Annotated in this window: 11 protein-coding genes; 5 read left to right on the top strand and 6 right to left on the bottom strand. The window is 46.5% G+C overall.

Features of this window, described 5'->3' with window-relative positions; genetic code table 11:
• Positions 1-263 precede the first annotated feature (263 nt).
• The 4 genes from RH949_RS15470 to hetZ form a co-directional block, all read right to left on the bottom strand.
• Positions 264-572 carry a P-II family nitrogen regulator gene (locus RH949_RS15470; protein ID WP_006103327.1) on the bottom strand — a complete coding sequence of 103 codons (309 nt, stop codon included), beginning with the start codon at positions 570-572 and terminating at the stop codon, positions 264-266.
• A gap of 88 nt (positions 573-660) precedes the next feature.
• Positions 661-2,976 (bottom strand): transglutaminase TgpA family protein, encoded by a 2,316-nt coding sequence (locus tag RH949_RS15465; protein ID WP_446354300.1) that lies wholly within the window; start codon positions 2,974-2,976, stop codon positions 661-663.
• Between the two features lie 130 nt (positions 2,977-3,106).
• Positions 3,107-4,222 carry a hypothetical protein gene (locus RH949_RS15460; RefSeq protein WP_044209152.1) on the bottom strand — a complete coding sequence of 372 codons (1,116 nt, stop codon included), beginning with the start codon at positions 4,220-4,222 and terminating at the stop codon, positions 3,107-3,109.
• Entirely contained in the window at positions 4,215-5,378 is a 1,164-nt protein-coding gene (gene hetZ / locus RH949_RS15455) for a heterocyst differentiation protein HetZ (protein WP_044209153.1), read from the bottom strand. The genes RH949_RS15460 and hetZ overlap by 8 nt, the downstream gene beginning before the upstream one ends.
• 107 nt (positions 5,379-5,485) lie before the next feature.
• Here hetZ and RH949_RS15450 point away from each other — a divergent pair, with 107 nt between their 5' ends.
• The 4 genes from RH949_RS15450 to RH949_RS15435 all read left to right on the top strand — a co-directional run bounded on the left by RH949_RS15450 (position 5,486) and on the right by RH949_RS15435 (position 8,931).
• Entirely contained in the window at positions 5,486-5,971 is a 486-nt protein-coding gene (locus tag RH949_RS15450; protein WP_006103441.1) for a hypothetical protein, read from the top strand.
• Between the two features lie 212 nt (positions 5,972-6,183).
• The gene (locus tag RH949_RS15445; protein ID WP_446354297.1) at positions 6,184-7,470 is read left to right on the top strand and encodes a WD40 repeat domain-containing protein; all 1,287 of its coding nucleotides are present in this window, start codon (positions 6,184-6,186) and stop codon (positions 7,468-7,470) included.
• Positions 7,471-7,853: 383 nt separating this feature from the next.
• A complete protein-coding gene (locus tag RH949_RS15440; RefSeq protein WP_006103512.1) occupies positions 7,854-8,072 on the top strand; it encodes a hypothetical protein in 219 nt (72 codons plus the stop codon).
• 586 nt (positions 8,073-8,658) lie between these two features.
• Positions 8,659-8,931 (top strand): hypothetical protein, encoded by a 273-nt coding sequence (locus tag RH949_RS15435; RefSeq protein WP_232231767.1) that lies wholly within the window; start codon positions 8,659-8,661, stop codon positions 8,929-8,931.
• Here the strand turns inward: RH949_RS15435 and RH949_RS15430 are convergent.
• On the bottom strand, positions 8,915-9,784 hold the full coding sequence (locus RH949_RS15430; protein ID WP_006103338.1) for a sugar kinase: 870 nt from the start codon (positions 9,782-9,784) through the stop codon (positions 8,915-8,917). The two genes, RH949_RS15435 and RH949_RS15430, sit on opposite strands and share 17 nt — an antisense overlap.
• A 105-nt stretch (positions 9,785-9,889) precedes the next feature.
• Positions 9,890-10,423: a hypothetical protein gene (locus tag RH949_RS15425; protein ID WP_006103372.1), complete on the bottom strand. Its 534-nt coding sequence runs from the start codon at positions 10,421-10,423 to the stop codon at positions 9,890-9,892.
• A gap of 353 nt (positions 10,424-10,776) precedes the next feature.
• Between RH949_RS15425 and RH949_RS15420 the strand changes: the two genes are divergently transcribed.
• Positions 10,777-13,977 (top strand): cyclic nucleotide-binding domain-containing protein, encoded by a 3,201-nt coding sequence (locus tag RH949_RS15420; RefSeq protein WP_446354294.1) that lies wholly within the window; start codon positions 10,777-10,779, stop codon positions 13,975-13,977.
• The last annotated feature ends 38 nt before the right edge of the window (positions 13,978-14,015 follow it).

The raw sequence follows: 14,015 nt of genomic DNA, 5'->3' as shown, positions 1-14,015 counted from the left end.
AATTTAGTAGGGACGTTCCGCCAGAACGTCCCTACCACAGTTTACTTGTCCTAAGTTATGGTTTGATCTACTTACTGTACTTCATGACAGCGCGAAGCGCTGTAAAGGTGCATCAGGTGCAAGGTTTTGAAACCCATAAGCTAGAAATCCTGGCATTTTTAAAGGATGTGTAAGCAGAATTTGCCTGAGACAGGGAGGTGAAACTGTTCCCTGTTCCCTGTTCCCTGTTCCCTCCCCTCACCATAAAACTTATCCAGCAGCCCCTAATTATTCAACACTTCTACCTCATGACGGAAGGCAATTAAGGCATGACTATTCTCCATTTCAGTTAAGGCTTGGAAAATATCGTCAGAGACTTCTGCGGAGACAACGCTTTTCATCTCAATATTGGTGTTATAGCCGACAATATCTCCCATGCGCCTGCCATGACCCCCTTCACCAAGGACATCGTTGATGGTAAATCCCGTTACCCCTTTGCTTTTGAGCAGTTTGATTAAACGATCTTTGAGTACGGATTCACTGATAATCGTGATTAAGACAGCGGGTTTGACGGGAATGGCTTCAGTAGACATAAGAAACTCCTAAAATATTTGTTTAGGGAAAGATAACAGGCAAAGAATAACTCAATTCCTGTACCAATTCGAGATTTTCCGGAAAAGTTCACCGTCTCAGACTTCTGTTTGACAATCGGGCAGTCGTTTTAATCCACTGCCGCAGTCGCTGTCGCAGTTCATCGATATTCGGCGTTTGTTTACCATAACGCCAGCGTACATAAGCTTGAGAAATATCATCAATCACGGTGGCTGATTCAGAGGATTGCTGCTGACGCATGACCTTAGCATATTCTAACGGCGTCTGGGCGGGGTGCTTAATATATCCTCTCGCTTTCAAAACCTTTAACATTTGCTGGTACAGCCGTTCCATGGGGGGTAATTTCCCTAACCAGCGACGGTAACGCCAGGTTTGCCACTGTACCCAGCTTAACCAACCGACGAACCCCAGCGCGATCGCGAAAATTAATCCGCCAAACAATCCCATCCAACCACTGGAGAAGATCGCCCACAGTCGCACAATCAGCCGCAGCAGCGAACCCACCACCAGATTCCACAATTCCCCGATAAAATTACTGACGGGTGAAGGTAGCCATCCAGCAACCCACTGCCAAAACTGACGCAGCACGCTAAAGGTTGCCGTATCTTCCACACTTTGGGGAACTATTTCATGTCCGGGAATGGGGTCAAAGGCAAACCAGCCATAGTTGGGGAAATAGACCTCAGTCATGGCGTAAGCATCGGTATTTTTGACCACATATAAGCCAGTGAAGGGATTAAATTGACCTGTACCAAATCCTACGACTAACCGCGCCGGAATCCCAATCGAACGCAGCATGATGGTTAAGGTGGTGGAAAAGTGATCTGGATACCCGCCTTCATAGTTAAACAGAAACGCTTCAACTAAATCCTCGTCTTCTTGTAAATAGGGAAGTCCAAAGGGATTATCGGGAATTCGATACCGTTGTTTCAGGGCTTGAGCCAAATACAGTGCCTTCTCGTAGGATGAGGTGAGGGGGTTGGAGGAGGTGGCTAAAAGTTGTTCGGTTTTTTCACGCACCTTATCCGCGATGTCTGGCGGAACATCAAGATAGTATTTTTGGATGTTGTCGGGATAAGTTTCCGGGGCTTGTTGGAGTCGGGTGCGATCGCGCACGGGTACTTCAGATACTACCGTATAGGTTAATCCTTCCAGTAAAGCTAGAGGCGATCGCAAACTGCCTTCTGTATCAATGCCGACTTCCTTGGTGGGAAAATAAAGGCTTTTCGGATAACTCAGTGCCGGAATAATATTCGGCAGTTCCGATACGGCGGTATAACTTTGAATCACCCTTTTCGTCCGACCCAAATTAAAGCTAGTCGGATAGAGTGCAAATCGATAAGACCAAGGCGGACGAGTCACCTCTACCACCTGATCTTCGCGAGACAATTCCCATCCTTGACCTGTATACTGGTCAAACGCCTGCACCCGCCAAAATCCGGGGGCTTGGGAACGCACCCGCAAGACGACTTTTGGCTTTAGGGCGCCTCGGAGGTTCTGGTTAATTTGGTTGCCAAAACCATAGTAAAACGTTTCATCCATTTCACCCGCACCCTGACTGGGAGAGGTTCCCTCACCACCAGAACCTTCCCCTTCACCCTCACTCACGTATCCAGGATTATTCACGTTTCCCGTATCCCCATCTAGATCATCCCAATCCAATGGCGCACTCACCGGAAAGGTTTGCAGTTGATAACCGGGAAACCGAGGCATTAGGGCAAAAATCCCTAACCCCAGGGCGATAACTACTAACAAAAAAATACTTAACCGTCGTAGTGACAGCGGCGAAGAACGTTTAGCTTTTTTCCTAGACGTTTTCCGTTTTGGTGATAAACCGATGCGGGATTGGTAATCGAGGATGAGTGTGGGTAACGCGATCGCTAAAAATATTAACAGTAGCGGTGCAAACGCTAAGGTTTGGCTCAGGGTTCCTGCTACCCCCAGCAAAATCAGCCCGATTACCATCGAATAGCCTAAATCCTTGCGCCGGGGCAAGTCAAAGCTGTGGAGGACTTGTACTTGAATCAATAATTCTGCGAGAACGAGGCGGGTATCATTGAGGCTGGCTAATAAATTATTAAAGAATACCCCCATAGCGATTAGCATCCCAATCGCCAAAAAAAACTTAACCGCAATGTTGCGATGGCGGCGACGATACCAACTCCAGGTTGCTCCCAGGATAGAGAGGGGTACAGCCCAGACACTCATCTGGGTTTCAGCAGCAATATCGGTGGCGATAATTCCCACAATCACTAGCCCCTGGACTAGGACTCGTAATCCGATCGAGTCTTCGGTTTGAGGCAGTGGCATTGCGCCAAGACGCTGCCACACCTGATTTAGACCAGGTAGACGCCGGATTCGCTGCATCCCTGAAGGGTTCGACATAACAATTGACTCTCTTGTGTGCGAGATGGCTGTTAGGTTAAATTCACGGGTTCAATCTATTGTATCTAAGTCCACAGTCGGGAGTGAGAGAAGCTCCCAAGTCTAACAGCTAGCACTTAACCCTTACCCCTTACATTGTTGGGTAAATCGCAAAAACCAAGGGGTTTTGGTCTGAGTCTTGGAACCGAATTTCCAGGGGATAGGTTTGATTCGGCGGCAAATCAAAGGCTTCAACACTCACATAGCCGGGATAAGTGCGTTCTGATACGGCTGAACCTTCAGGTGTACGCAAGGTCAAACTGCCACTTTCGGGTAGATTGCTGATCACCCGCAGGGTGGGAACACCTTCTTGGATCTGGTACTCTGCCTGGACGGTGATCACGCCGACAGAGGTTTGCCATTGGCGTTCAACCGAAGGCTGGTTGGGTGAAAGGGATACCGTCAACGTGCTAATAATTTCTTTAGCCGCTAACAATGCCAGAATCATTTGTTGCTCTGGAGTTGCCTCGTCATAGGATGGAGATGGAAGTTCCTTGAGCAACAGTTGCAGTTGTTCAGGGTCACGACCCGATCCCGAAGACAACAGTACCATTTGCGCTTGATTATTCAGCAACTGGAATTGGGCGGGGAATAAGTTTTCCACAGCCTTGACCATTTTTCGCCCCAATTGATAGGGGGAATAGACTGACTCCGAACAAGCGTTAAATAGGGTGACTAAAACGTTTTCCGGGATGGGGACAGGTAGCGGTAGGTTCAAGAGTTGGGGTGTCCAGACTTGAACCGATGGAACCCCAGTCGAGGCTACGCTGTCTGAGATATCAGGTTCGTATTCATGAATATTCGTCTCCCAGGGGAATAAGGGGGGATGACGCTCAATTTCTACTTGCAGTTTGCGCTTAATTAGCGCCTCAAAACGATTTTGCACGATCGGCATATCTCCCAAGTTGTAGGGGCGGGTTGTACCGCCCGGTTCAATGTCCTCACGAGTAGGAATGTCTTCTGAACCCACTCGCGTGTGGTCATTAGCGGTGTCGCCAGTTATAGTGGGTGCAATGTTCACGTCTTCAACATCCAGTGGATCTAACTCATCAAATTGAAAATTTGCTGCTTCTAGCTCATCGATAGGGTTTAACCCGTCGGGTTGCCCATGGACTGATGGTGTAGCAGCAGGAACGGACTCTTGTAGCAGCCAAGCCATTAAGCGGCTGTATAGGGTGTCCGAGTTATTGTTTATGTCACTATTCATCTTCAGATGCACCTGATCCGGATACTGAACGATTGCGAATATCCCAGGCAATTTCCAGCAATTTAAACCATCGCTTGTCAACCTGAGTCACTGTACAACTTAGGGCTTGGGCTATTTCTTGGGTGGAATGACCCTGCTGCTTGTGGTGCAGCAATTCCCGCTGTTGGGGATCAATTTTATTCTGAAATAGCTGCCACTGGTGGGGGGTTAACCCCAGATTTTTCTCTAAATCAGCTTCTAGCCATTGATGAACAAGTTCCCAACGGTGAGAAAGGGCAAACCGAATTAAATGATACTTAAATCGTTGCTGTAAGTAATCCCTCTGACGGGGGGTTAATCCTAATATCTCCTCAATTTCGCTGGTCGGCAAGTCTTGTAGACGCAGGGTGAAGTAGTCGGCACAATCGTGTTGTTGCCGTTCTTCGAGATAGGCGAACAATTCCTCAACAACTTTATCCCGCAGGTTCGCTTCCAGAGGTTCGGGTTCAGACGCCACCATCACCTCTCGCACCTGCTGAATCGCGGCATCGTTCCAGGTATTTTCTGAATCGGGAGTACCCCCTTCGGCGGCGGTATCCATGTCTACCGAGGTTTCGGGGGGTTGCTGTTGAGAAAAGGTTTGCGCCCGCAAGATCAGCAGTTGCTGGGATCGCCGTCCGGGTAAAGGAATACGGCGCTTGGCATACCGTTCGGTAAACGCCATGTACTCCGACAACTCCAGAAGCGATCGCGGACGATAATTCTCGTCAATGGATGTCTCACGCCGAAATGCATTTAAGGATTCGACATAAAATCCCTGTAAGAAATCTTCAATCAGGGTAACCCGGGCTTGATAGCTCGCGGGGGTTTGAGACGGGGTAATATAGCGGTAGACGATCGCACTCAACGTACTCTGAAGGTCGATTCGTCCCCGGTGAGATCCAAGGCGGTAATACTTTAAGACTTGTTTGAGACGATGGTTGGCTAGGGTCTTTGCCCAGCTTTCAATATCTCCAGACGTCTTAATTCGATGGCTTTCATTACAAATTCGAGTGACTTCATTTGCTAAACGCGCTGCTACATCCCGGCAGTTCTGCTCGGATGCAGTCGTAGACTGCCGGAGTTCGTTAAATAGCAGTTGAAAAATAGCCTCCACGCCCTGGCAGACTTCCCTCATGATGTTCATTCTTTCACAAAGACCCTAACACACATATCAACAACCGTTTTAATCTGGGTTTAGACTCATACATAGCAGTAAGAGGTACTCGAAAAGAGGATCGCTCGATGGATTTAACCCAACAAATTCAAGCTCTGATTGACAATGCCCCGGCTGACGGGACGACGCCGAAAATGGTTGAGGCGATTGCCCCTGTCCTAACCACGCTTGCCAGTCAGTTACACCACTCGGACTATCATATTCTCCAAACCCTAGATCAAGGTTGGGTGGTAACGACCCTGAGTAATCGTGCCCAGCCTGAGGTCGAAAAAAATGTTGTCTATGCTTTTCCTACACTCAAAGACGCGGCTGATTTTCAATCCAATTGGGACCCTCAAATCATCGCGATGCCCGTGCCAGTCACTCACATTTTGTTCCAGATGTTAGCCCTTGACACGGTAAATAGCACCGTTTTCTTTGATACACCTGGTAATTTAACAGCCGGAACCGAGGTGCGTCGAGAGGATCTGCAACGCTTGGTTCAAACTCAGCTCCAGCATACTCAATCAGCACCTCGGTCATATCCTAGCAACCTCCCTCCAGACATTGCTTAATTTAAACTAACCTACAGCCGCTAAAATTCTAGAGACTTGAGGGGAGAGCGATCGACTCGCCCGCCAATTCGGTGCTGGAGGTTTCTCTAACCTTAAGCTTTTGGTCAGCTTTGGCGCTGTTATTTCTCCTGAAAACCCTGGCTTTTCTATTGTAAGCGGTTATAGTCGTTATCCAGTGTCAACGCCTGTAATTTATATCACAGAGGATAACCATGTCTGAATGTCCTGTTTGTCAAACCCAATATATCCCAGGTAATGTGCATCGTTGCTCTGTCTGTGGGTGGGATTTGACCCCCTATCCACCTGCCTTGGCGCAGTCTGTACCCTCAGAATTTTGGCACCAGCAGTCCGTTCAATTAGATTGGGCGAGACAGATGTGGGCGAAATGGTCATTTTCCCAAGGGGTTTGGCAAACCCTTTCTCCCCTGAAAGAACAGTTAGCCCAGATTGAACAGCAGCTTCAGCAGGCACAACAGGAACGGCAGGATTTACGGGAGCAACTCCAACAACTGCTGCCGCAACTGGATCAGCCCTTACCCACACTAAACACCGAAAGTCATCAAGAGTCAACACCATTACCTCCCCTAGAGGTCGCCGTTTTAAATTATGAATTAATTGAACATCAATTCACGCTCAATGATTTTTCTGACTCGGTATTATCGGTTGCCATTAGTCCAGACGGCGAAACCTTAGTTAGCGGCGGTTATGACAATATGATTAAACTGTGGAATCTCCAAACTAGGGAGATCATTCACACACTTGCCGGACATACCGACTCCGTTGTTTCTGTTGCCATTAGTCCGGATGGTAAAACCTTAGTCAGTGGCAGTGCTGATAATACTCTGAAAATGTGGAACTTAAACACTGGCACAGAAATAATGACGGCTGATGAACATTTGGACTCAGTGTTATCGGTAGCGATTAGCCCAAATCGTAAAACCGTAGCCAGTGCCAGTTCTGACGGTACCATTAAGCTGTGGGATTTGATCACCGGCTATGAGATCCGCACCTTATTTGGTCATAAAGACGCCGTATTGTCAGTGGCGATTAGTCCAGATGGACAGAATCTAGTCAGTGGCAGTTCTGATGATACGATTAAAGTTTGGAATCTGAAAACGGGGAAAGAAATCCGCACCTTAACTGGGCATAGGAATTCAGTTTTGTCGGTGGCAATTAATCCCGATGGACAAACAGTCGTGAGTGGGGGATATGATGATACAATTAAAGTTTGGAATCTGAAAACCGGGGAAGAAATCCGCACAATTACAGGTCATGAAGATTCCGTCTTATCGGTTGCTGTCAGTCCAGCGGGACAAATGTTAGTTAGTGGCAGTTCTGATAATACCGTTAAGGTTTGGCATCTGAAAACAGGCGAAGAAATTCACACTTTAAGGGGTCATTCTAGCTCGGTTATTTCGGTGGCGTTGAGCCGAGATGGTAAAACAATCGCCAGTTGCAGTTCTGATAAAACGATCAAGGTTTGGCACGTTTTGAGCTGATGTCTTATGTCTTATGTCTTATGTCATTGGTAAGGGGCTAAGTTTACCTAACGTAATATCGTTCAGTTTATTCTCACCATGACTGAAGAAGCGTTTTAGTCCATTTTAATGGACTTAAGCTATTAGCCCGGAGTTTGAACTCCGGGCGGATGTCGGGATTGACTGAAAAATCTAAAATTCTCTACAAAATTGATTTAGTAAATCTTATAATTGTCAGAATACTCTAACAACTATCTCATTATAACAAGCTGACTTGTATCACTGTTCAATAAGACTTGAATCACATTTCAAGTTGAACGATATCACAGACGTTTCTGTCTAGCATCACGGTATTCCTTGACCAGATTATTTATACTAGGTAATGTTGAGTTCTGACTTGTCCTATGCAAGTCCCCGTTAAACTTTTACCCGGCGCGATCGCCGATTTATTTGCCCAAGTTAGTATGTGTGGGAAAATTACTCTGGCAGACCGATATGGACTCATGGCAGCTTTATTGGAGGATAGTCTTACCGAAGAAGAAAGAAATTCCATCGATAGGTTACTCCATGCAATCTGTCGTGGACGTATGCAGATCGTCAATGAACTTTCAAAAATTTCGTGATAGTCCTTACTCTCACTTAATTGTCTAACTAAGATACATATCTTAGAAAATTAAAAATAGTTGCCTCACCCGTGGAGACGTTTCTTAATATTAAGGAACGTCTCTTAATTTAGGGCTTGCTGCACAAAGCCAAAACCGCAAAGCCCATCAATACTTTGAGCTTGATTGACAGAGGGTTAGATTCAAGGAAATCGGGTAGTATTCTTTAAATATATGGCATCACCTTGCTCAGGAAAAATGTACCCTTGCTCCCCCAGCTTCCCCAGCTTCCCCCGCTTCCCCCGCTCCCCCTCACCACAACACTTATTCAGCCGCCCCTAATTTATAGGTTCCTGTTGCCAGTCAAGCTGGATTTTATCTTACAGTTACCCTTGAAAAGTTTGTGATCTATCTCACTCAATTAAACAAATTTTAATCACAAAGTTATAGCATTTTGGTTACACTAAAATCCGAACGTAGTCACGTTACTAAGGAGACTTGAATTACCTTAATATTTGATGATTATCACTAATCAGATAAAATGTCAATCACTTTAAAACGAGAGTAACTATCTCATAGTATAAGGGTTGAATTTATGCGGAGTAACATGAAACTTCAAGTCCAACTTATACCGGGTGCGATCGCGGATTTATTTGCTCAAGTCAGTTGTTCAGGCAAAATTACACTAGCTGATCGATATGGACTCATGGCAGCCATCTTAGAAGACTCGATCACACAGGAAGAAAGAGAGTCCATTGATAGACTGCTACGTGCATTTCGCAAGGGACGAATGCAAATGGTTAATGAGATTTCAGCACAGCCGTGTTGTTCTTGTTCAGAGTCACCTTTACAAATCGCTAACTTCACGCTGAACCATTAGATGCCATCCACTGGCGAGTGCCAAAAAATTGACAAGAATGGGCAGCAACGTTTGCTGAAGCGGCTAGGGCATCAGTAAAGGTATGCTTAAGGATAGAGTGACAGAATGCCCCATGAAAAACATCGCCAGCTCCCAATGTATCAACCGCATCAACACAAGGTACTGATAATTGACCCGATGTTCCACTGGAGAAATACTCAATTGGTTTTTCCCCATGGGTAATTGCAATGTGGGGAATTCCAGCGGCGCGAAGATAAGCGATCGCGTCTTGGTGAGTATCACAATCTGGGGGATAAAAATTCGCCGAGCAAACGGCATAATTGACGAAGGGCAAAAGATTTTCTAATCCAGGTTTCCAACTCCCCCCATCCAGGACAACTGGAATCTGACGGGATTTTGCCGATTGCGCGATCGCACGACTCACTTCCATTTGATGACCATCAATCATCACAATCGTAATATCTTGGTCAATATCCGGCGGTACTTGCTCAACCCCTGCTTGAATCTTCGCTGCATTAATCGAAACCACCGCGCGATCGCCCGTCTCTTGAGTAACAATAATTGAAGAAATCGGTGGAGGATTGGTTGCTGTCGGATCTAAATCCGCAATAGTTACCCCCTGATCTTGCAAATCGGAACGGATCAGGGGTGTGATCGGGTGAGTTCCCACTACCCCTAAGATTGTCGCGCGATCGCCTAAATAACTAAACGTAACCGCTGCGTTTGTCGCTGGACCCCCAGCCGCCACGGTATAGTCAGAAGCGGCAATTTTTTCATTTTGACCGGGTAGCTTAGGGCTAAGGTAAACCAGATCTAATGTTACCATACCCACGAAAAGCCCATTGTTTGCCATTGACTATCTTTTGAGAACTATCGAGTAACCAGATAATCATAAGACTTGACTCGATATCGCATCAATCTGATCTTCCTCATCTCCCTCATCTTCCTAATTTCCCATTCACGGAATTCGTTGCACAGGTAAACCCGCAGGTCCCAAACCCTCAAATATCAAGACCTCACAAGAGGGTAGCCCTGAAGTCGTATAATCACAAGTATAGGTAGCTAAGGGTTCGGCTCGGTCATTGAAGACTCTGACATTGTAGTTATAGTCTCTAGCAACCGTTCCGAAATGATTAATAAAGCTGTATCGTTCTAAATAGTTGAGCAGTGTCCAAGGTTGACGGCTAACCACCAAATCAACCCGTTGTTTATCTTGGTAAGCGAGCCAGTTCACGAGCAGTTTACCGCCAAATTCATCAAACTGCTCTTCTGCCCACCAAAGGCTAGGAATTGTAATGTTTTGCTGGGATATTGTATTTGCTGTAACTATGTTGGGGGGTAGGATAGTATCGGGTTCTAAGAATTCTGTTTCTAGAGGAACTAAGGACGGTATTGGTGCAGAATTGCGTTGAGCCGTTGCTGTTGGTGTAATCAACAGAAGTGAAGAAATCCCGATGAAACAAATTTTAAATAGCCCTAATTGACTGAACATAGCTTTGATACTATTCACAGAACCTTATGTTTGTAGTTACGCTGTCTTCGCTAGAAACTTAAGTCGAATGCCACTGACTGGTATGCTGGTGGGCTCTTGCGAAGTCGTGGGTTGAGCGAAGTCGAAACCCACCCTACGGTATATCAAAGGTTTCGGCGATTCCCTAATGCTTTTGACACTCACCCGCGTTTTAACCGGGTGATTCTTGAGCTGATTCTGCCTCTGGTTATCCGCTTCAACAATTGAATTGGGTAAGCAGCGTTTGTTTCCCTAATTATGTTACGTTATGTAAAACTAGATCAAATCCTGACGAGACTTAACTGGATAATGCAATATTCTTAACCCGAACACCCATGCTAAGTCAATTTATTGAGCAACGTTGTGGTCTTTCGATTTGGAAGGTACAACGGCTGGCTCATTTATTATTTCTGGGGGTGACGATTCTCACCTATAACATTTTGGCGATGACGATCGCCAATTCCCTGTTTCTGAGTCATGCGGGTTCAGAGAATCTGCCCCTGTTTTATGTGCTGATTGGGTTAGTCTCGATGCCCGCTTATGCGGTGTTTTCCCAAGTGATTGACCGTTTTAGTCGTCCCCAGCTTTTCCGCTATATGTTGGTTTTTGCCATCGCTATGGCGCTGGGAATGCGACTGTTGATCACTTTGGATACATTATGGGTCTATTATCTTATCTTTATCGCTATTTTCTTCCAATGGGATTTGTATAACAATATCTTATTGCCCAACCTGTTAATGGATTATTTCACAGCGTTGGAGTACAAGCGTTATGCGCCATTTATGGGGATGGCTCAGGCGGTGGGTATCCTGTTGGGCGGCGGTTTGACCAGTTTGCTGTCCCAGTTTTTCACCACGGAAGATATGCTGCTGAGTTTGCCGTTTGTCTGTGCGGTGGCGATCGCGCAACTGATTTATCTGGAACGCTCTCAACGGCGCATCGAGACAAATCGGAGTCAAACCCCGGTGAACCTGGTGGAAGCGTTAAGGACGTTTCCCGATTTAGTCAAGCGCTACCCAATTATCCTATTTTTGGCGAGTAGCAGCTTCCTGTTAGTGATTATCTATATTACGTCAGAGTTTGAATATTTAAGCATTTATGCCCAAACCTTCACCAATGACAGAGAATTAACCAGTTTTCTGGGATTGCTGAGAGTGGCGAATAGTATCCTACAGATGGTGATTCTCTACTGTTTCACTCGCCCTCTGTTGCAACGATTAGGCGTGGGGCGGATGAATCTGGTTTATCCGGTGACAACCTTAGCCAGTTTACTGGGATTGGCGTTTAACTTTAATTTAAAAGCGGCGATCGCGGCGAATGTGAATAGTGATGGATTGTATAAAGGGATTAACTTACCCGTCCATCAATTAAACTATAATGCCGTACCTCCAGAATTTATGGGGCGAGTGCGATCGCTCAGTGATGGTTTATTTTATGCGATCGGGTTGACCTTGGCTGGGGGGCTGTTGTGGGTTGTTCAATCCTTTCTCACCCTAGAGCAAATTATCTGGATTGGCATTAGTTTAACGGTGCTATTGCTGATGGTACGCTTGTTTATGGGCAATAGCTATGTCCAATGCTTAGAAGTCATGTTACGCTCCGATGCGGTGAATCTGGATGAAATTGGTGAGGGATTGATGCAATTACCGCCCCAATCCAGTCCGATGATTCACGACTTGCTCAACAGTGATGAACGGTACACGCAAATTAAAGGACTAGAATTAGCCGCAGGTTTGGGACAACCTAGTCAATTTTTCGCCGATGTGCAGCCCCTGTTACCGGAAACCGATCCGGGTATCCGGCGCGGGATTGTCAAGCTGTTTAGCCATAAATCGGATTTAGACACCATCCATCAGTTTGAACGGTTGTTAGACGCCCCAAATCCCCAGGTGCGAGCCACGGCGTTAGAGGTGTTAATTGCCAATCAGCAGCCCTTGGAAGAGGAGCAACTCCGCTCTCGCTTGGGGGATATCAGTCAGGAAGTTAGCCTCTTAGCTTCAGTCGCAGCGACTCAAATGGGGGCAATTAATAATCCCCAAATTCAAACCACCTGCGAACAGTTATGGCAATCGGATTTAGAGAGTACCACAGGACAGGCAATTGTGCGGGTGGTGTCTTGTAGTGGGAATCCAGACTTAATTCCCCTCCTGAAACAGATTCTCACCCATGCTACCTCTGAGGTGAAACGGGGGGGACTAGAAACCTTGGCAACCTTGGCGCATCCGGGGGATTGGGAACTGGCGGAATTGGCTGTCTCGGAATTAGAACACCCTGATCCGTTGGTACGGGCGGCGGGGTTTAATCTGTTGGGAATTACTCGCTGTAAAGGGATGTTGCGCCATGTGACAATTGGTTTAGGCGATCATCATCCCCAAGTGCGTCGCTGTGCGGCGGTGGCGCTGGCGATGTATGGTGAACCGGGATTGACGTTAGCCCAAGATAGTTTATCCTCGTCTAATCCAGATATTGTCAATGCGGCGATCGCTGCAATTGGTCAAGTGCGGACGAAACAGGCGAGTGATATTCTGTTTGAGTATCTGAGTCCAGATTTTCAGCAGGTGACCCACAGCCGTCAATGGCAACAACAGTTACCTCAGGATAATCCCAGTTGGCAACCTCTGGCAATTGCGATCGCGGATTATCATCAACGGCTGATTCAGCGTGTTTTGTATATTCTCTCCTGTCTGGGTCATTCCCGTACTGTTAATGTGGTGCAACGGCTGCTCTATTCCACAGATTCTAGGGATTTAGCGAATGCGATTGAAACCTTGGCGTCGCTGAGTCATCGCCGCTTTGTGCTTCCCCTGATGCCTGTTTTGGAACAATTGATTAGTGATGATCAACCTGGAACTCGGATTCGGGTTAATTCTCAGTGGATGCGAACCAAGGGATATCAGCTACTCCTCGAAGCCCTAGAATCGCGCGATCGCTGGATTAAGATTGGTGCGTTGATTGCCTTAGCCGGGGTGCCTTCTGCTTTAATGAAAGATCCAGACCCTTTAGTTAAAGCCGTTGTCCAGCAAATTTTCCAGCCCCTTGATCAGCAGCCGTCACTCAAGGATTTCTTTATGAGTCGTCTACTTTTACTCAAAAATGTTGCTCTGTTCAAAAATTTATCCCTCGATGAACTGCTTCTGATCGACCAAACCCTAGAACAAGAGCATGTTCTGGCGGGTGAAACCATTTATACTGAAGGGAGTTGGGGCAACCACTTCTATATTATTGGGGAAGGAAGTGTCCGTTTGGTCAAGGATATGGACGAGGTGCAATGTGATCTGAAATACTTATCAGCAGGGCAGCATTTTGGGGAGGTGACGTTATTTGATAATGCGCCGCACTGGGATGGTGCGATCGCGGTGAAGGATTGTACCTTGCTCAAGTTAGAGAAAAACCGTTTCATCAGTTTGATCACCCAACGTCCTCATATTGTATTAGAAATTTGCCGATTTTTGAGTCAGCGCCTGCGAGAAACGGATAAGTATCGGCTGGCTAGAAAATTACCCTCATCGTTCGAGGTTCCTGTAGAAAGCCGATAATGATCAACGGCGATCGGGCTATACAGGGTGATGAACCC

The sequence above is a fragment of the Coleofasciculus sp. A1-SPW-01 genome (genome assembly GCF_040217205.1).
GTDB classification, from domain to species: Bacteria; Cyanobacteriota; Cyanobacteriia; order Cyanobacteriales; family Coleofasciculaceae; genus Coleofasciculus; species Coleofasciculus chthonoplastes_A.
The sequence above is the reverse complement of the archived record's forward strand: the minus strand, read 5'-3'. Positions and strand labels throughout refer to the sequence as shown.

Bases quoted from the DNA above. Each gene is read 5' to 3' on its own strand.
- RH949_RS15470 (WP_006103327.1), bottom strand. From the start codon at position 572: ATGTCTACTGAAGCCATTCCCGTCAAACCCGCTGTCTTAATCACGATT.
- RH949_RS15465 (WP_446354300.1), bottom strand. From the start codon at position 2,976: ATGTCGAACCCTTCAGGGATGCAGCGAATCCGGCGTCTACCTGGTCTA.
- RH949_RS15460 (WP_044209152.1), bottom strand. From the start codon at position 4,222: ATGAATAGTGACATAAACAATAACTCGGACACCCTATACAGCCGCTTA.
- hetZ (WP_044209153.1), bottom strand. From the start codon at position 5,378: ATGAGGGAAGTCTGCCAGGGCGTGGAGGCTATTTTTCAACTGCTATTT.
- RH949_RS15450 (WP_006103441.1), top strand. From the start codon at position 5,486: ATGGATTTAACCCAACAAATTCAAGCTCTGATTGACAATGCCCCGGCT.
- RH949_RS15445 (WP_446354297.1), top strand. From the start codon at position 6,184: ATGTCTGAATGTCCTGTTTGTCAAACCCAATATATCCCAGGTAATGTG.
- RH949_RS15440 (WP_006103512.1), top strand. From the start codon at position 7,854: ATGCAAGTCCCCGTTAAACTTTTACCCGGCGCGATCGCCGATTTATTT.
- RH949_RS15435 (WP_232231767.1), top strand. From the start codon at position 8,659: ATGAAACTTCAAGTCCAACTTATACCGGGTGCGATCGCGGATTTATTT.
- RH949_RS15430 (WP_006103338.1), bottom strand. From the start codon at position 9,784: ATGGCAAACAATGGGCTTTTCGTGGGTATGGTAACATTAGATCTGGTT.
- RH949_RS15425 (WP_006103372.1), bottom strand. From the start codon at position 10,423: ATGTTCAGTCAATTAGGGCTATTTAAAATTTGTTTCATCGGGATTTCT.
- RH949_RS15420 (WP_446354294.1), top strand. From the start codon at position 10,777: ATGCTAAGTCAATTTATTGAGCAACGTTGTGGTCTTTCGATTTGGAAG.